A 15730-nucleotide genomic window follows, 5' to 3' on the forward strand; every position below is an offset into this window, starting at 1 on the left:
CGGTGCCGGCACAAGTCCTGTCATGACAATGGCAGGTCCGGCTGGGTGGAAGGCCCGCAACGGCTATGTCTCCGCTGAGACTCCGCGATGATGTGGGGATGACGAAAGAGTTCCGCGCCCACTTCGACTTCGCCATCGCCTTCGCGAACGGCGGCGGCATCCACGGCGAAGGGTTCCGCCTCGACCTGCCCCGCGAGCGCATGACGGAGGAAGAGATCGGCGTTCTGCTGATCGCGCATCTCGGGCTCGCCTTGGTCAGCAACGTCGAACTCCGCGATCTGCGGATCGTCGAGGAGCCGCATCGCGGCAGCCGGGGCGTCGAGACCTCTGACGATGCAGCGGGGGAGAGGCGCGTCATCGACCTCAGCCATGCGATCGAAGCGGGACTGGTGACGTATCCCGGGCTTCCGGCCCCGATCATCTCGCCCCACCTCACGCGGGAGGATTCCCGCTCGAAGTATGCGCCGGGCACCGAGTTCGCGATGGACATCATCACGATGATCGGCAACACCGGCACCTACATCGACTCGCCGTTCCATCGCTACGCGGACGGCGGCGATCTGGCCTCCCTGGAGTTGAGCACCCTCGTGGACCTGCCTGCAGAGGTGTTCCATCTGCGCGACGCCTGGAGTGCGGACCGGCGCGGCATCGAGGCCGCGACGCTCGCCGATCGCGACCTGCGCGGTGCGGCCGTGCTCCTCGACACCGGATGGGATCGGCATTTCGGCACGCCGGAGTACGGGGTCGGCTCGCCTTTCCTCACCGAGGACGGCGCTCGCTTCCTCGTGGACGCCGGTGTGATCCTCGTGGGGATCGACGCCCTGAACATCGACGACACCGAGAGTGGAGGAGAGCGCCCGGCGCACAGCATCCTCCTGGCCGCCGGCATCCACGTGGTCGAGCATCTGACCGGCCTCGACGGTGTGCCCGCACGCGGCTCTCGATTCACCGCCGTACCTCCTGCCGTCCGGGGCTTCGGCACGTTCCCGGTTCGCGCGTTCGCGACGGTCGCCATGTCTCATTGATCACACGAGCCACATGGGTTTACAGGCGTCCCACCTACCCCATAGAGTGTGCTCATCGAGAAAGGGGTACGTGGGATGCCCGAAGTACCTGACGTCCGGTTCCTCACAGTGGCCGAGGTCGCCGAGCTCATGCGCGTGTCGAAGATGACCGTGTACCGGCTCGTCCACGCCGGCGAACTGCCTGCCATCCGGTTCGGCCGCAGCTATCGCGTTCCCGAGTCGGCCGTCGCCGACGCCCTGCAGCGCCCCATCGCCGACGTCGGCTGATATCCGGCAGAGGAGGAAGTCGTGGATGTCAGCACGTTCTACGCTCTCTTCTCCACGACGTGCTTCACGCTCACCGGTCTGTGGTGGAACGTCGTCCGCGCCCGCCGGGACTGGACATCCGACCCCGCGATGCGTCGCACGATCGGCGGGATCTACCTCTCCTTCCTGCTTCCGGCCCTGATGGGCCTGTTCGCCCAGGTCGGCGGCACGGAGAGCCCGATCCTCTGGCGCCTGTCGTTCGTCGTGGTCGCCGTCGTCGGCGGGCTGTCGATGGTCCGACTGGTCTCGCAGGCCTGGCGGGATGGGACTCCCCTCGCGATCAGGTGGACACAGATCGGCACCGTGGTCGTCTATGTCGCGATCGCGGTGATCGGCGTCGCGCCGCAGCTCGTCATGCCTCTCGGGCTGACCGGCATCCAGGTCGAGGCGCTGCTCCTGATCGCGCTGGTCGCGCTCGGGCACGCTCTGGTCTGGCGGTTCCTGGTGACCGAGACCGTCGAGGAGTGAGACGGCACAGAGTGCCCGTTCGGGTTTGCTAGACTGATCCGAGGCATTTTTTCGTGCCGGTTACCCGGGCGTCCGATTTTGCGCGACGCCCAGCCGCTGACTTAGTGAGGTTTCCGTGGGTTCTGTCATCAAGAAGCGCCGCAAGCGCATGGCGAAGAAGAAGCACCGCAAGCTGCTTCGCAAGACTCGCCACCAGCGCCGCAACAAGAAGTAAGCGGCCAGACACGAGCGCCTGTCTTCGGACGGGCGCTTTGTGTCTCTGCCCGCATCTCCGCACCTCGAGAGGACGCCATGAAGTCGATCACCGTCAACGAACTCGCCGAGCGCTCCGGCACGCCGCTCATCGACGTGCGCGAGGTCGATGAGTTCGCCGCAGGACATGTTCCCGGTGCGGTGAACATCCCGATGTCCGAGATCGGCAACCGGCTCGAAGAGCTGCCGAGTGAAGCCTTCGACGTGATCTGCCAGGCCGGCGGACGATCCGCGCGGGTCGTCGAAGCACTCGAGGGGCGCGGCTACGACGCGACCAACGTCGAGGGCGGCACGGGCGAGTGGATCGCCCAGGGCCGCGAGGTCGAGGTGCCGTCGGCGTGACCACGCTGACCCTCATCGGCAAGCCCGACTGCCATCTCTGCGATGTCGCCTCCGAGGTGATCGACGCCGTCGTCGCCGAGCTGCCGGATGCCGCGGCGGAGCAGATCGAGATCGTCGAAGCCTCCATCAAAGACGACCCAGCTCTGTACGAGCTGTGGTGGGAGAAGATCCCGGTCGTGCTGATCGACGGAGAGCTCCACGCACACTGGCGGGTCTCGCCCGAACGGCTGCGCGCCGCGCTCGAGGAGTCCGTCCGAACCGTCGCCCTGAGCGATCAGAAGGAGCTGTCGTGACCATCCGCCATGTCGTGAGCTGGAAGCTCGCCGCCGAAGACGCCGCCGAGCGCGCCACGCAGGCGGCCGAGGTGGCCCGTCGCCTGAACGCCCTCGACGGCGTGGTGCCGCAGCTGCTGTCGATCTCCGCCGGAGCCAATATGGCGTACGCGGACGCGAACTGGGACGTCACGCTGGTCGCCGACTTCGATTCGATCGCCGCGCTCGAGGAGTACCAGGTGCACCCGGCCCACGAAGAGGTCGTCGCCTACGTGCGCTCTGTCGTCTCCGGCCGCGTCGCGGTCGACTTCGAGGTCTGAGGCGCAATCCGCACGTCACAATCGGTCATACTTGCAACACAAATGTGATCCGCTGAAGCCCTCTCCCGGCAGTCCGGGTCCTGAGCCGCATGTTTAGATGATCACCTACCGTCCGTGGGCATCATCGCCCTCGTCTCACTGGAGCCGACATGCACCGTCGTAACATCGTCGCCGGCCTCGCCCTCGTCGCGACCGCCACCCTTGCCCTCGCCGGTTGCGCCACGGGCGCGGGAGACTCCGGAACGGGTGAGCCCGCAGCGGGCGACGAGTACGGCCTGATCGAAGCGGGCACCCTCACCGTCTGCTCCGACATCCCCTACGCCCCCTTCGAGTTCGAGGGCGGCGACAATGGCACCGGCTACACCGGTTTCGACATCGATCTGCTCGATGCCGTCGCCAAGAAGCTCGACCTGAAGCTCTCGGTGCAGGACGTCGGATTCGACGCGTTGCAGTCCGGCACCACTCTGGCCGCCGGCACGTGCGACATCGGAGCTTCGGCCATGACCATCACCGAGGAGCGCAAGGCGAACATCGACTTCTCCGACCCGTACTACGACTCGCTGCAGTCGCTGCTGGTGCGCACCGACTCGGGCATCGAGTCGATCGACGATCTCTCGGGCAAGAACGTGGGCGTGCAGCAGGGAACGACCGGCGAATCGTATGCGACGGCGAATGCGACGGGTGCCCAGCTCGTGCAGTACCCGTCCGACGGCGAACTCTGGCCGGCCATGCAGGCTGGACAGATCGATGCGATCCTGCAGGACCAGCCGGTGAACCTCGAGCACGAGAAGGCCGACAGCGCCTACAAGATCGTCGAGACGTACAACACCGACGAGTCGTATGGCTTCGCCTTTGCGAAGGGTGAGAAGGACGCACTCCTCGAGGCAGTCAATGGCGCGCTGAAGGATCTTCGCGACAGCGGCGATTACCAGACGATCTACGACAACTACTTCACCGCGAAGTAATCGGCGGGCACGGTAGGTCGGGAGGACCTTGACGATGGCGTTGAGGCGTACAACCAAGAGCAAGCTGTATCGGTACATCGTCTATGCGGTGCTGATCGCGATCGTCGTCTGGGCGGCGGTCAGCACCGACTGGGCGAAGATCGGTCCGCTGTTCTTCAACCCCGAGGTCGCGGTCAAGATGTTCCCCGGGATCATCACGACCGCTCTCGTCAACACCCTGTGGTTCACGGCAGTGGCGTTCGCGGGTGGTCTGCTGCTCGGCATCCTGTTGGCGCTGCTGAAGCTGTCGAGCATCGGACCGTTCCGCTGGATCGCCACCGCCTGGATCGAGCTGTTCCGCGGGCTCCCCGCGATCCTCACGATCTTCGGCGTGGCCTTCATCCTGCCGATCGCTCTGGGGATCTCCGGCCGCGACCTGGGCGGGCCTGTCGTGCTCGGGCTCATCGGTCTCATCCTGGTGGCGTCCGCCTACATGGCGGAGACCATCAGGGCCGGCATCCAGGCGGTTCCGAAGGGACAGACGGAAGCGGCGCGCTCGCTCGGCATGTCGCCCATGAAGACGACGTTCTGGATCATCGTGCCGCAGGGATTCCGCATCATCATCCCGCCGCTGACGAACGAGTTCGTGCTGCTGCTGAAGGACACGTCGCTGCTCTTCGTGGCCGGCACGTTCATCTGGTCGAAGGAGCTCACCAACTTCGCCCGTGATGCGGCGACGCAGAACACGAACGCGACGCCGCTGATCATGGCGGCGATCCTGTACCTGATCGTGACGATCCCGCTCACGCGTTTCAGCGCGTGGCTGGAGCGAAGGATGGCGAGGCAGCGATGATCACCGACCTGATTGATGTGCACGCCCCGGCGATCGACCTGCAGGGGCTGGAGAAGAGCTTCGGCGACAACAAGGTGCTCAAGGGCATCGACCTCACGGTCACCGCCGGCGAGGTCGTCTGCGTGATCGGCCCTTCGGGATCGGGCAAGTCGACGCTGCTGCGCTCGGTGAACCTGCTCGAAGAGCCGACCGGCGGCAAGGTGCTCATCGAGGGCATCGACATCACCGATCCCGACGTCGACATCGACCGCGTGCGCACGCGTATCGGCATGGTGTTCCAGAGCTTCAACCTCTTCCCGCACCTCGACGTGATGGGCAACCTCATGGTCGCGCAACAGCGGGTGAAGAAGCGCTCCAAGGAAGAGGCGCAGAAGGTCGCGCTCGAGATGCTCGGCCGCGTCGGACTCGCCGAGAAGGCGGATGCCTACCCCGGGCACCTCTCGGGTGGGCAGCAGCAGCGCGTGGCGATCGCGCGGGCGCTCTGCATGAACCCCGACATGATGCTGTTCGACGAGCCCACCTCGGCGCTCGACCCCGAACTCGTCGGCGAGGTGCTGCAGGTCATGCGCTCGCTCGCGGATGAGGGGATGACGATGCTCGTCGTCACGCACGAGATGGGCTTCGCCCGTGAGGTCGGCTCACGTCTGATCTTCATGGACGGCGGCTACATCGTCGAAGAGGGCGACCCGCGCGAAGTCATCGGCAACCCGCAGCACCAGCGCACGAAGGACTTCCTGTCCCGCGTGCTGTAGATCGCTCCCGCTCCCCGCTGAGACCCCGCTTTCGCGCCGAGACCCCCTGCTGCAGGCGTCCGCAGCAGGGGGTCTCGGCGATAATTGGGGGTGTCGGGATCAGCGCTCGACGACCTCGGCGTCCGCGGCGTTGCGGCGCACCGACTCGATCCCGGCGAGAGCGGCGGACTTCGAGGAGTAGCCCTCGCCGCTCGCGATGACCTCGCCGTTGCTCGCCTTCAGGTTGAACCGGTACTCGCCGGACTTATCGGTGTACAGCTCGAACGTGCCTGCCATGAGGCGTCCTTTCTCTGTCGGGTCGGAGGTTCGACCGCTCGCGATCACGCTATCCCCACCCCTCTATCGGAGGGAAGGGTCGCGCGAGTCCACGCCGGTCGCAGAAACTGCCGCCGACAGCGTCGCCGGGCGGCATGTATTGCGACCGGAACGGAGCCGGGCAGCGGGAACTGCGACCGGAAGCGAGGAGCGGCCGGTGATTTCAGCCGCGCGGGTGCACGGCCACGGGCTCGGGAGCGACCGCGATGCGCACGCGGTCGCCGAAGGCGGGGTGGATGCCGGGGGAGTGCTGCACCCGGACGAGCTCTCCCGCCTCGGTGCGCACGAGCGTGCGCCGCATGCTGCCGAGGAATGTGCTCTCCTCCACGAGCGCGTCGGTCGCGGCATCCGCTTCCGACGCGAAGAACACGTTCTCCGGCCGCAGGTACACGTCGACCGGGCCGTCGGCGGGCGTCTGCAGCGGAAGCGCCTGCCCCCACACCGTCACGTGATCACCCTCGGCGACGCCCGAGACGACGCTCGACAGTCCGACGAACGCCGCGACACCCGCGGTCGAGGGGGTCGTGTAGAGCTGCTCGGGCGAGCCGATCTGCTCGATGCGCCCCGAATTCATCACCGCGATCCGGTCGGAGACGGCGAGGGCCTCCTCCTGATCGTGCGTGACGAAGACGGTGGTGATGCCCAGGCGCAGCTGGATGCGGCGGATCTCGTCGCGCAGCTGCACGCGCACCTTCGCGTCGAGTGCCGACAGCGGCTCGTCGAGCAGCAGCACCTTGGGCTCGGTGACGAGTGCGCGTGCGAGGGCGACGCGCTGCTGCTGGCCGCCCGAGAGCTGGTGCGGGAAGCGGTCGGCGAAGTCCGCGAGCCCGACGAGCGCGAGCGCGTCGAGCGAGCGCTTCGCCGCATCCGCCTTTCCTGCTCCGCGTCGTCGCAGACCGAACGCCGTGTTGTCGATCACGCGCAGGTGCGGGAACAGCGAATACGACTGGAACACCATGCCGACGTCGCGCTTGTTCGTCGGCACGCGCGACACGTCGCCGCCGCCGAGCAGCACGGTTCCCGCGTCGGCGCCCTCGAGCCCGGCGAGCACCCGCAGGAGCGTCGTCTTGCCGCAGCCGGACGGACCGAGGAGTGACACGAACTCCCCGGGCGCGATGTCGAGATCGACGCCGTTCAGCACGCGGTTGCCGGCATAGCTCTTCACGATGCCCTGCAGCTCGACGCGGGTGCCTTCGCCGGCCTCGGCGAGCAGCACGTTGTCCTTGGTACGAGGGAGGGCGTGGTCGAGGGTCATGAGCGGGCCTTTCCGGTGCCGCGGGCGACGCGGCCGATGACGAGGAGCAGGAGGAAGACGAACACGAGCGCCAGCAGGGTGAAGATCGCCGGAGCGTACGGGTCCTGCTTCTGGACGACCACCATGGCCGTCTGGAACACCTGGCGGTTCAGGAGCGAGGCGATCGTGAACTCGCCGAGCACCACCGCGATGGAGATGAGGGATGCCGCGAGCAGCCCCTGGCGGATGTTCGGCGCGAGCACCTTCAGCACGACGGTCGGCCAGCTCGCCCCGAGGGAGCGGGCGGCCTCGGCGAGCGTCTTGAGATCGGCCGCATCGATCGACGCCTGGATCGAGCGGAAAGCGAACGGCAGCACGGTGATGCCGTAGGCGAAGGCGAGAGTCCAGGTCCCGGTGCCGAGCGTGCGGCCGATCTGCAGGTAGATCGGTGCGAGGCCGACGACGAGCACGATCGCGGGGATCGAGATCGGCAGCAGCACCGCGAACTCGAAGGCCGACGTGAGCTTCGGGAACCGCAGGTTCACCAGGATCATCGTGGGCGCGAGCAGGAAGAGCACGATCACGACGGTGACGACGGCGAGGATCAGCGAGTTGCCGAGTCCCGTCCAGATCGGCTTGATGGCGGCGGATGCTGCGGGGTCGAACAGAGCCGTCCAGTGCGTGAGCGACATCCCGCCGGCCGGATCGCGCAGCGTGAAGAGGAACGTCGACACCAGCGGGATCGCGAAGAACGCGCCGACCAGGGTGCCGATGATCCAGCGGGTCGCGAGAGACGGACCGAGACGGTTCACGACTGCCACCGCGCTGCTCGGCGCTGGATGAGGGAATACAGCGCCATGACGATTCCGACGATGACGATCATGCCGAGCGCCAACGCTCCTGCGAGGTTCTCGCGGCCGAGGACCGTCTCGCTGGTGAGCGCCGTGCGGATCTGCAGCGGCACGATCTGCGAGCCCTGGCTGGCGAGAGCGGCCGCCGTCGCGTAGGACGAGAACGCGTTCGCGAAGAGCAGCAGCAGGCTGGCGAGGAACGAAGGGGCGAGCACGGGGATGCCGATGCGCAGCCAGAAGCTCGCGCGGGTGCCGCCGAGCGTGAGGTTGGCCTCGGACCACTGCGGCTTGAGCGCGGCCAGGGCAGGCATGAAGGTGATGACCATGAGCGGGATCTGGAAGTAGATGTAGGGCAGGATCAGGCCGGGCAGCTCGTAGAGCCAGGTGCCGTTCGCGTAGATGTCGAGGCCGAAGGAGTCCTGGAGGAAGAGCTTGAGGACGCCCTGGATGCCGATCGTCGCGATGAAGGCGAACGCGAGCATGACGCCGCCGAACTGGGCGAGCACACCGGACGCGGCATCCACCATCGAGCGCACGGCGCCCTCGGGGTCCATGCCGAGAAGTGCATAGCAGACGAGGGCGCCGACCAGGGCGCCGACGACGGCGGTGAAGAGCGAAAGGCCCGCGGAGTTCGCGAACGTCTGCAGGACCACCGGGTCGCCGAGCGCCGACACGTTGGTCCAGGTGAAGCTGCCGTCGTCGGCGAAGAAGCCCGAGCCGATCGCGAGGACCGTCGGCACCGCGAGGAACAGCACGACGTAGGCCGCGAAGGGCACGAGGCCCAGCCAGGCCCACGACGGCGCGGACCGCCGGGCCCCCGCATCGCGCGAAGGCCCGGTGCCCGTCTCCCGAGTGGTGGTCGCGGGGACGGATGCCGCAGCATCCGTCCCCGCGGGGGTGAGAGTCGTCACTGGACGGCCGCTGCCCACTTCTCGCCGAGCAGCGTGCCGGCGTTCGCGGACTGCTCCTCGGTCGGGACGACCGTCTCGGACGGCACCTCGGGAAGGGCAGCAGCGAGGTCGCCGTCGATCGTGCCGGCATCCGTCATGGCCTCCATGCGTGCCGGGCGTGCGCCGCCCTTGAGCCACAGGTTCTGCACCTCGTCGCTGTAGAGGAACTCCTGCCACAGGCGCGCGGCGGCCGGGTTCGGCGCATCCTTGTTGATCGCCTGGTTGTAGTAGCCGGCGTAACCGGTGCCGTCGAGCACGACGACCTTCCAGTTCTCGTTATCGGCCACGTGCGACGCGTTCAGGTAGTCCCAGTCGAAGACGACCGGGGTCTCGCCGCTCGCGACGGTCGCGGTCGTGACGTCGACCTTGAGCAGGTTGCCGGCCTTCTGCAGCTCGGAGAAGAAGTCGATGCCGGGCTGGAAGTCGTCGAGCGTGCCGTCGGACTGGACGGTCGCGAGACCCACGGCAGCGAACGCCGCACCCGCCTGCGTCGGGTCGCCGTTGATCGCGACCGCGCCCTTGTAGTCGGCGCTCTTCAGATCGTCGAGCGACTCGGGGGCGTCGAACTTCGACGAGTCGTAGCCGATCGACATGTACCCGCCGTAGTCGCCGACGAACAGGCCCGTCGACTCCTTGAGTTCGTCGGGGATGTCGTCCCAGGTCTCGACCTTGTACGGAGCGAAGACGTCGGTGTTCTGCAGCGCGACCGTGAGGCCGAGGTCGAACACGTCAGGAGCGGTGTCGAGTCCCTGGTTCGTCTCGGCGGCCTGGATCTCCTCGGCGCTGGAGACGTCGGGCGAGGCCTCGTTGATCGTGATCTCGGGGTACTTCTCGGCGAAGAGGTCGAGGATCTCGCCGTAGTTCGCCCAGTCGCGGGGGAGGGCGATGACGTTGAGCTGGCCTTCGGCCTTGGCTGCGGCCTCGAGGTCGGCGAACGTGCCGAAGTCGGCGACGGACGTCGCGGATGCCGCGTCGACGTCGGAGTCGCCGCCGCCGGCCGTGGCGTCGGCCGCGCCGGAGCAGGCGGTGAGCGCGAGTACGGCCGTGGTGGCCAGGGCGATGCCGGCGCCGATGCGCGCGCGGCGGATGTTGCGAGCCATGTGTTTCCTCTCGGGTGACCGGCGATCGCCGGTTCGGGTGCGAGAGGACACTATGGGTGCGAGGTTGCCGATTGTGCCGGCGACGGTGAACGCCAGGTGGCCGGGTCGTGGCGGATCCGGATGCCGGTGGCGCTCAGCCCTGCGGAACCGTGTACTTGAAGCCCTTGTGGGAGCCGACGTAGCCGAGGCGCTCGTAGAAGCGGTGCGCGTCGATGCGGCTCGCGTCCGAGGTGAGCTGCACCATGGCGGCGCCGAGGGCGGGGGCGGCGGTGTCCGAGACCCAGCGCATGATCCCCGATCCGATGCCGGAGGAGCGCAGATCGCTGCGCACCCGGACGGCCTCGACCAGCAGGCGACGGGCGCCGCGCCGGGCCATACCGGGAATCGACGTGAGCTGCAGCGTGCCGACGATCTCGTCGCCGAGCTCGACCACGAGCAGATCGTTCGAGGCGTCGGCGAGGATCTCGACGAGTCCTGCCCTGTAGGCGGGGCGGTCTTCGTCGGATGCGACGTCGCCACGGGCCGCGCTGATCGGGTCGTCGGCGAGCAGGGCGATGACGGCATCCGTGTCGTCGATCGTCGCCCGACGCAACTGTGCCGTTCCGGCCCGGGATTCGATCGGATGGGGCAGGGCGAGGGCGTCGAGCATGCGTCCAGTCTGACATCCTGAGGGGATGGACATCGGCGCGCTCCTCGGGCTCGAACAGCTCACCTGGGGGATGCTGATCCTCATCGTCGTGGCGGCCTTCGCGGCCGGCTGGATCGATGCCGTCGTGGGCGGCGGCGGACTGCTGCAGCTCCCGGCACTCCTGCTGATCCCGGGCATCGCGCCCATCCAGGCGCTCGCGACCAACAAGCTCGCCTCGGTCTTCGGCACCGCGACGAGCAGCGTCACCTACTACCGACGTGCGAAGCCCGACATCCGCACGGCGATCCCCATGGCGGTGATCGCGCTCGCCGGATCCTTCGGCGGCGCGGCCGTCGCGACCATCCTGCCGCCCGCCGCGTTCAAGCCGATCATCGTGGTGGCGCTGCTGGCCGTCGCGCTCTTCACGGCGTTCAAGCCGCAGATGGGCGCGGCGACCCGGCTGCGCTTCCAGGGGCACAAGCACCACATCATGGCGGGCGCCGCCGGGCTCGCGATCGGCTTCTACGACGGCATGATCGGGCCGGGCACAGGCACCTTCCTCGTGATCACGCTCGTGGCGCTGCTCGGCTACGACTTCCTGCAGGCGAGCGCGAAGGCCAAGATCGTCAACCTCGCCACGAACCTCGGCGCGCTGCTGCTGTTCATCCCGCACGGCTCGGTGCTCTGGCTGCTGGGTGCCATCCTCGCGATCGCGAACGTCGGCGGCAGCTACCTCGGGTCACGGATGGCGATCGCCCGAGGTACGACCTTCATCCGCGTGGTGTTCCTCGTGGTCGTGATCGGTCTGATCGCGAAACTCGGCGTCGATGTGTGGAACGAGAACATCGCACCGGCGCTCGCCGCGATCGCCTGAGCCACGACCGCGAGACCCCGGGTACGCGCCGAGACCCCGTGCTGCAGACGTCTGCAGCACGGGGTCTCGGCGGTAAAGCGGGGTCTCGGCGGGGGTCAGTCGTCTTCGGGCTCGAAGTCGACGCCGGCCTCGGCGCGCTGTGCGGCGGTGATCGGCGCAGGGGCCGCGGTCAGCGGGTCGAAGCCGTTGCCCGACTTCGGGAACGCGATGACCTCGCGGATCGACTCGGTCTTCGACAGGTGCTGCAGCACGCGGTCCATGCCGAGCGCGATCCCGCCGTGCGGCGGGGCGCCGAACTTGAACGCGTCCAGCAGGAAGCCGAACTGCTCGTCGGCCTGCTCGTCGCTGATGCCCATGACCTCGAACACGCGCTTCTGCACGTCTTCGCGGTGGATGCGGATCGAGCCGCCGCCGAGCTCCGAGCCGTTGCACACGATGTCGTACGCGTAGGCCAGGGCCGAACCGGGGTCGGTGTCGAACGTGTCGGCGAACTCGGGCTTCGGACCGGTGAACGCGTGGTGCACGGCCGTCCAGGCGCCGGCGCCGACGGCGACGTCACCGGATGCCACGGCATCCGCCGCCGGCTCGAACATCGGAGCGTCGACGACCCAGGTGAAGGCGAACTCGTCGGGGTTCAGGAGGCCGAGGCGGCGTCCGATCTCGACGCGGGCCGCACCGAGCAGCGCACGGCTCTCCTTCGTGGAACCGGCGGCGAAGAACACGCAGTCGCCGGGCTCGGCGCCGACGAAGGCGGCGAGCCCCGCCTGCTCGGCCTCGGACAGGTTCTTCGCGGCCGGGCCGCCGAGCGAGCCGTCCTCGTTGAAGAGCACGTAGGCGAGCCCGCGGGCGCCGCGCTGCTTGGCCCAGTCCTGCCAGGCGTCGAGCTGCTTGCGGGGCTGACTCGCGCCGCCCGGCATCCGCACCGCGCCGACGTACTCGGCCTGGAAGACACGGAAGGGCGTGTCCTGGAAGTACTCGGTCGCCTCGACCAGCTCGAGACCGAACCGCAGGTCGGGCTTGTCGGAGCCGTACTTCGCCATCGCATCGGCGTAGGTCAGACGCGGGAGCGGAGTCGAGACCTCGACGCCGATCGTCTTCCACATCGCCACGACCAGCGACTCCATCAGCGCGATGACGTCTTCCTGGTCGACGAAGCTCATCTCGATGTCGAGCTGCGTGAACTCGGGCTGCCGGTCGGCACGGAAGTCCTCATCGCGGTAGCAGCGCGCGATCTGGAAGTACTTCTCGACGCCGCCGACCATGAGCAGCTGCTTGAACAGCTGCGGAGACTGCGGCAGGGCGTACCAGCTGCCGGGGCTCAGGCGCGCGGGCACGAGGAAGTCGCGGGCGCCCTCCGGAGTGGAGCGCGTCAGCGTGGGCGTCTCGACCTCGGTGAAGTCCTCGGCGTGCAGCACGTCGCGGATCGCCTTGTACACGTTCGAGCGCAGGCGCAGGTTCGAGGCCTGGGCCGGACGCCGCAGGTCGAGGTAGCGGTACTTGAGGCGCGCCTCTTCACCCACGGTCTCGGTATCGGCGAGTGCGGTCGACACCTGGAACGGCAGGGGAGCGGACTCGTTCAGCACCTCGACGTCGCTCGCGATGAGCTCGATCTCGCCAGTCGGCAGGTTCGGGTTCGCGTTGCCCTCGGGGCGCTGCGAGACCTCGCCGGTGACCTTGAGCACGAACTCGTTGCGCAGCGGGTGGGCGATCTCCTCGTCGCGGATCACGACCTGGGCGATGCCCGACGCATCCCGCAGGTCGATGAAAGCGACTCCTCCGTGGTCACGACGGCGATCGACCCAACCCGTGAGGGTGACGGTCTGACCGATGTGCTCGGCTCGCAGCGAGCCTGCCGAGTGGGTGCGAAGCACGGAGGATTCCTTCTGATCTGGGGAATGGTGAACCCGCCCAGTCTACGTGGGCGGGCGGTGCGTCCCCGGCGTCGTTCCCCGACCCGACACCGATCATCAGTAGGATCGCCACGACAGAAAGAGGCGCCCATGGATTCCGACGCGTGACGGCGACGCGACTGCACCTCGTCCGGCACGGAGAGGTGCACAACCCGCGCCGTGTGCTCTACGGACGGCTTCCCGACTATCACCTGAGCAAGGCCGGGCGCGCGATGGCGCAGGCCGCGGCCGATCATGTCGCGGCACTGGAGCGCCCGGTCGTGGAGCTGTACTCGTCGCCGCTCGAGCGCGCGCAGGAGTCCGCCGAGCCGTTCGCTGAGAGGTTCGATCAGGTGCCGGACATCGACATCCGTCTGATCGAGCCCACCAACGTGTTCGAGGGCACGCAGATGCGCCGCTCTCTGATGAATCCGCTCAATTGGTGGCACCTGCGTCAGCCAGCGACTCCGAGCTGGGGAGAGCCGTACGCGTCGATCGCCGAGCGGATGCTGGGCATCATGGACGAGGCGTGGGATGCCGCGGGCGGCGGCGACGTCGTGATGGTCTCGCACCAGGCGCCGATCTGGATCACCCACCTGCGCGTGGCGGGTCTTCCGCTCCGCCATGATCCCCGCACCCGCCGGTGCGCGCTGTCGAGCGTGACATCGTTCGAGCGCGTCGGCGACGTGTGGCGCGAGGTGGCGTACGTCGAGCCCGCCGCGACCGGGAGTGCGGTCGACGTCGGGGCCGTCTGACGACTGCTTTCGAATCGCGCGAATGGCCCCTTTTCGGCCCCGGAGGCGACCATTCGCGCGATTCGAAAACGAAGGTCGACCGGCAGCTCCGTCCACCCCATGCATAGGAACCCGCACGTAAACTGGGAATCGTGCCACTCGCGAACTCGGTCCCTGAGCCCGACGAAGGGTCGATCCGCAGCGGCCGCCCCTCCCGCAGCAGGCTTCCGCGCCGCGCGGTCGGAGCCGCGCTCGCCGCGGTGTTCGCCATCGGTCTGAGCGCCTGCGCTCCCGATCCCGTCAGCGAGTCCTTCCTCAGCGGGGAGAACACCGGCTACGTCGCGGCCGACGGAGCGATCACCGAGATCCCGGCGGCCGAACGCGGGGAGCCGGTGGACTTCGGCGGCGTCACCGAGTCCGGCGACAAGCTCGACAGCAAGGATCTCGCGGGCCAGGTCACGGTCATCAACTTCTGGTACGCCGGATGCGCGCCCTGCCGCGTGGAAGCCGCCGACCTGGAGAGCGTCTGGCAGGACTTCGAGGGCGAGGGCGTCTCGTTCGTCGGTGTGAACACGCGTGACCAGGCCGACACGGCGGTCGCGTTCGCCGACGAGTACGGCATCACCTATCCGAGCCTGATCGACGTCGACACGGCTCAGGCCAAGCTCGCGTTCGCGGAGGTCACCCCGATCTCGGCCACCCCGACCACGCTGGTCCTCGACAAGCAGGGCCGCGTCGCCGCCCGCATCATCGGCCCCATCGACGGCACCTCGATCCTCTCCACGCTCGTCAAGGACGCGCTCGCGGAGTCCTCGTGATCACCACGGGGGCGCTGTGAACATCGACGCGATCATCGGCTCCGGCGGCCTGTGGCTCGCCATCCCGGTCGCCATGCTCGCGGGACTGGTGTCGTTCCTGTCGCCGTGCGTGCTGCCGCTGGTTCCGGGATACCTCGGGTTCCTCGGAGGAGCGGTCGCACCGCGCGGCGACGTTTCGTCTCGCTCCGCTCGCTCGGCGACCGCGGTCGTCGAGGCTCCGACGCGGACCCGGCTCGTGCTCGGGGTGCTGCTGTTCATCCTCGGCTTCAGCGTGGTCTTCATCGCCATCACGGCGCTCAGCGGCACGTTCGGCGTCTTCCTGCTGCAGTGGGGCGACCTGATCACCCGCATCCTCGGCGTCGTGATCATCCTCATGGGACTCGTGTTCCTCGGCGCCTTCGGCTTCGCGCAGCGCGAGTTCCGGTTCCACGTCGACTCGAAGTACGGCGTCATCGGCGCCCCGCTCCTCGGCGTCGCACTGGGCATCGGCTGGGCTCCCTGCATGGGCCCGACCCTCACGGCCATCGTCGCGCTCTCGTTCAACGCCGGCGATCCGGCACGGGCGAGCTTCCTCGGGCTCGCCTACTCGCTCGGCCTCGGCATCCCGTTCCTGCTCGTCGCCCTCGGCTTCGGCTGGGCGACCAAGACGATCGGGTTCCTCCGCCGTCACATCCGCGTCGTCAACATCATCGGCGGCGTGCTGCTCATCGTGCTCGGCATCCTGATGGTGACCGGCCTCTGGACCGACATCATGTCGCGCCTGACGGCGGTGATGGGCAGTGTCCTCCTCCCGCTCTGAGACC

21 protein-coding genes are annotated in these 15730 nt (G+C 68.0%); 14 read left to right on the forward strand and 7 right to left on the reverse strand.

The window, feature by feature from the left end:
- Nucleotides 1–98 precede the first annotated feature (98 nt).
- The 10 genes from DW306_RS18695 to DW306_RS18740 all read left to right on the forward strand — a co-directional run bounded on the left by DW306_RS18695 (nucleotide 99) and on the right by DW306_RS18740 (nucleotide 5534).
- Complete coding sequence (locus DW306_RS18695) at nucleotides 99–1025, forward strand: cyclase family protein (RefSeq protein ID WP_136057080.1); 927 nt, start codon at nucleotides 99–101, stop codon at nucleotides 1023–1025.
- Nucleotides 1026–1100: 75 nt separating this feature from the next.
- Complete coding sequence (locus DW306_RS18700) at nucleotides 1101–1292, forward strand: helix-turn-helix domain-containing protein (RefSeq protein WP_046013605.1); 192 nt, start codon at nucleotides 1101–1103, stop codon at nucleotides 1290–1292.
- Nucleotides 1293–1313: 21 nt separating this feature from the next.
- Nucleotides 1314–1799 (forward strand): hypothetical protein, encoded by a 486-nt coding sequence (locus tag DW306_RS18705; protein ID WP_136057081.1) that lies wholly within the window; start codon nucleotides 1314–1316, stop codon nucleotides 1797–1799.
- A 115-nt stretch (nucleotides 1800–1914) separates the two neighbouring features.
- On the forward strand, nucleotides 1915–2013 hold the full coding sequence (locus tag DW306_RS18710) for an AURKAIP1/COX24 domain-containing protein (RefSeq protein ID WP_003792170.1): 99 nt from the start codon (nucleotides 1915–1917) through the stop codon (nucleotides 2011–2013).
- 77 nt (nucleotides 2014–2090) lie between these two features.
- Nucleotides 2091–2393 (forward strand): rhodanese-like domain-containing protein, encoded by a 303-nt coding sequence (locus DW306_RS18715; RefSeq protein WP_136057082.1) that lies wholly within the window; start codon nucleotides 2091–2093, stop codon nucleotides 2391–2393.
- Complete coding sequence (locus tag DW306_RS18720; RefSeq protein ID WP_136057083.1) at nucleotides 2390–2686, forward strand: glutaredoxin family protein; 297 nt, start codon at nucleotides 2390–2392, stop codon at nucleotides 2684–2686. The genes DW306_RS18715 and DW306_RS18720 overlap by 4 nt, the downstream gene beginning before the upstream one ends.
- Nucleotides 2683–2985, forward strand: a complete 303-nt coding sequence (locus tag DW306_RS18725) for a Dabb family protein (RefSeq protein WP_136057084.1) — start codon at nucleotides 2683–2685, stop codon at nucleotides 2983–2985. The genes DW306_RS18720 and DW306_RS18725 overlap by 4 nt, the downstream gene beginning before the upstream one ends.
- 149 nt (nucleotides 2986–3134) lie before the next feature.
- The gene (locus tag DW306_RS18730) at nucleotides 3135–3950 is read left to right on the forward strand and encodes a transporter substrate-binding domain-containing protein (RefSeq protein WP_136057085.1); all 816 of its coding nucleotides are present in this window, start codon (nucleotides 3135–3137) and stop codon (nucleotides 3948–3950) included.
- Nucleotides 3951–3984: 34 nt separating this feature from the next.
- Entirely contained in the window at nucleotides 3985–4782 is a 798-nt protein-coding gene (locus DW306_RS18735) for an amino acid ABC transporter permease (RefSeq protein WP_136057086.1), read from the forward strand.
- A complete protein-coding gene (locus DW306_RS18740) occupies nucleotides 4779–5534 on the forward strand; it encodes an amino acid ABC transporter ATP-binding protein (protein ID WP_136057087.1) in 756 nt (251 codons plus the stop codon). Before DW306_RS18735 ends, DW306_RS18740 begins: the two co-directional genes overlap by 4 nt.
- A 99-nt stretch (nucleotides 5535–5633) precedes the next feature.
- Here DW306_RS18740 and DW306_RS18745 read toward each other — a convergent pair whose 3' ends face one another.
- The 6 genes from DW306_RS18745 to DW306_RS18770 form a co-directional block, all read right to left on the reverse strand.
- The gene (locus tag DW306_RS18745) at nucleotides 5634–5810 is read right to left on the reverse strand and encodes a YegP family protein (RefSeq protein WP_136057088.1); all 177 of its coding nucleotides are present in this window, start codon (nucleotides 5808–5810) and stop codon (nucleotides 5634–5636) included.
- A gap of 202 nt (nucleotides 5811–6012) precedes the next feature.
- Nucleotides 6013–7104 carry an ABC transporter ATP-binding protein gene (locus DW306_RS18750; protein ID WP_136057089.1) on the reverse strand — a complete coding sequence of 364 codons (1092 nt, stop codon included), beginning with the start codon at nucleotides 7102–7104 and terminating at the stop codon, nucleotides 6013–6015.
- A complete protein-coding gene (locus tag DW306_RS18755; protein WP_240747273.1) occupies nucleotides 7101–7904 on the reverse strand; it encodes an ABC transporter permease subunit in 804 nt (267 codons plus the stop codon). Before DW306_RS18755 ends, DW306_RS18750 begins: the two co-directional genes overlap by 4 nt.
- Nucleotides 7892–8845: an ABC transporter permease subunit gene (locus tag DW306_RS18760; RefSeq protein ID WP_240747274.1), complete on the reverse strand. Its 954-nt coding sequence runs from the start codon at nucleotides 8843–8845 to the stop codon at nucleotides 7892–7894. The genes DW306_RS18755 and DW306_RS18760 overlap by 13 nt, the downstream gene beginning before the upstream one ends.
- Nucleotides 8842–9984 carry an ABC transporter substrate-binding protein gene (locus tag DW306_RS18765; protein WP_136057091.1) on the reverse strand — a complete coding sequence of 381 codons (1143 nt, stop codon included), beginning with the start codon at nucleotides 9982–9984 and terminating at the stop codon, nucleotides 8842–8844. Before DW306_RS18765 ends, DW306_RS18760 begins: the two co-directional genes overlap by 4 nt.
- 133 nt (nucleotides 9985–10117) lie before the next feature.
- Nucleotides 10118–10633 carry a GNAT family N-acetyltransferase gene (locus DW306_RS18770; RefSeq protein WP_136057092.1) on the reverse strand — a complete coding sequence of 172 codons (516 nt, stop codon included), beginning with the start codon at nucleotides 10631–10633 and terminating at the stop codon, nucleotides 10118–10120.
- Between the two features lie 25 nt (nucleotides 10634–10658).
- Here DW306_RS18770 and DW306_RS18775 point away from each other — a divergent pair, with 25 nt between their 5' ends.
- Nucleotides 10659–11486 (forward strand): TSUP family transporter, encoded by an 828-nt coding sequence (locus tag DW306_RS18775; protein ID WP_136057093.1) that lies wholly within the window; start codon nucleotides 10659–10661, stop codon nucleotides 11484–11486.
- 95 nt (nucleotides 11487–11581) lie between these two features.
- Here the strand turns inward: DW306_RS18775 and aspS are convergent, their stop codons facing one another.
- A complete protein-coding gene (aspS, locus tag DW306_RS18780) occupies nucleotides 11582–13357 on the reverse strand; it encodes an aspartate--tRNA ligase (protein WP_136057094.1) in 1776 nt (591 codons plus the stop codon).
- A gap of 143 nt (nucleotides 13358–13500) precedes the next feature.
- Between aspS and DW306_RS18785 the strand changes: the two genes are divergently transcribed.
- The 3 genes from DW306_RS18785 (at nucleotide 13501) to DW306_RS18795 (ending at nucleotide 15726) form a co-directional block, all read left to right on the forward strand.
- Nucleotides 13501–14130 carry a histidine phosphatase family protein gene (locus tag DW306_RS18785; protein ID WP_136057095.1) on the forward strand — a complete coding sequence of 210 codons (630 nt, stop codon included), beginning with the start codon at nucleotides 13501–13503 and terminating at the stop codon, nucleotides 14128–14130.
- A 131-nt stretch (nucleotides 14131–14261) separates the two neighbouring features.
- On the forward strand, nucleotides 14262–14927 hold the full coding sequence (locus DW306_RS18790) for a TlpA disulfide reductase family protein (protein WP_240747275.1): 666 nt from the start codon (nucleotides 14262–14264) through the stop codon (nucleotides 14925–14927).
- 16 nt (nucleotides 14928–14943) lie between these two features.
- Nucleotides 14944–15726, forward strand: a complete 783-nt coding sequence (locus DW306_RS18795; RefSeq protein ID WP_168429379.1) for a cytochrome c biogenesis protein CcdA — start codon at nucleotides 14944–14946, stop codon at nucleotides 15724–15726.
- Nucleotides 15727–15730 lie beyond the last annotated feature (4 nt).

It is taken from the genome of Microbacterium sp. K24, from assembly GCF_004794465.1.
Taxonomy (GTDB): Bacteria; Actinomycetota; Actinomycetes; order Actinomycetales; family Microbacteriaceae; genus Microbacterium.

Bases quoted from the DNA above. Each gene is read 5' to 3' on its own strand.
- DW306_RS18740 (WP_136057087.1), top strand. From the start codon at position 4,779: ATGATCACCGACCTGATTGATGTGCACGCCCCGGCGATCGACCTGCAG.
- DW306_RS18770 (WP_136057092.1), bottom strand. From the start codon at position 10,633: ATGCTCGACGCCCTCGCCCTGCCCCATCCGATCGAATCCCGGGCCGGA.
- DW306_RS18715 (WP_136057082.1), top strand. From the start codon at position 2,091: ATGAAGTCGATCACCGTCAACGAACTCGCCGAGCGCTCCGGCACGCCG.
- DW306_RS18750 (WP_136057089.1), bottom strand. From the start codon at position 7,104: ATGACCCTCGACCACGCCCTCCCTCGTACCAAGGACAACGTGCTGCTC.
- DW306_RS18745 (WP_136057088.1), bottom strand. From the start codon at position 5,810: ATGGCAGGCACGTTCGAGCTGTACACCGATAAGTCCGGCGAGTACCGG.
- DW306_RS18700 (WP_046013605.1), top strand. From the start codon at position 1,101: ATGCCCGAAGTACCTGACGTCCGGTTCCTCACAGTGGCCGAGGTCGCC.
- DW306_RS18730 (WP_136057085.1), top strand. From the start codon at position 3,135: ATGCACCGTCGTAACATCGTCGCCGGCCTCGCCCTCGTCGCGACCGCC.
- DW306_RS18765 (WP_136057091.1), bottom strand. From the start codon at position 9,984: ATGGCTCGCAACATCCGCCGCGCGCGCATCGGCGCCGGCATCGCCCTG.
- DW306_RS18695 (WP_136057080.1), top strand. From the start codon at position 99: ATGACGAAAGAGTTCCGCGCCCACTTCGACTTCGCCATCGCCTTCGCG.
- DW306_RS18775 (WP_136057093.1), top strand. From the start codon at position 10,659: ATGGACATCGGCGCGCTCCTCGGGCTCGAACAGCTCACCTGGGGGATG.
- DW306_RS18735 (WP_136057086.1), top strand. From the start codon at position 3,985: ATGGCGTTGAGGCGTACAACCAAGAGCAAGCTGTATCGGTACATCGTC.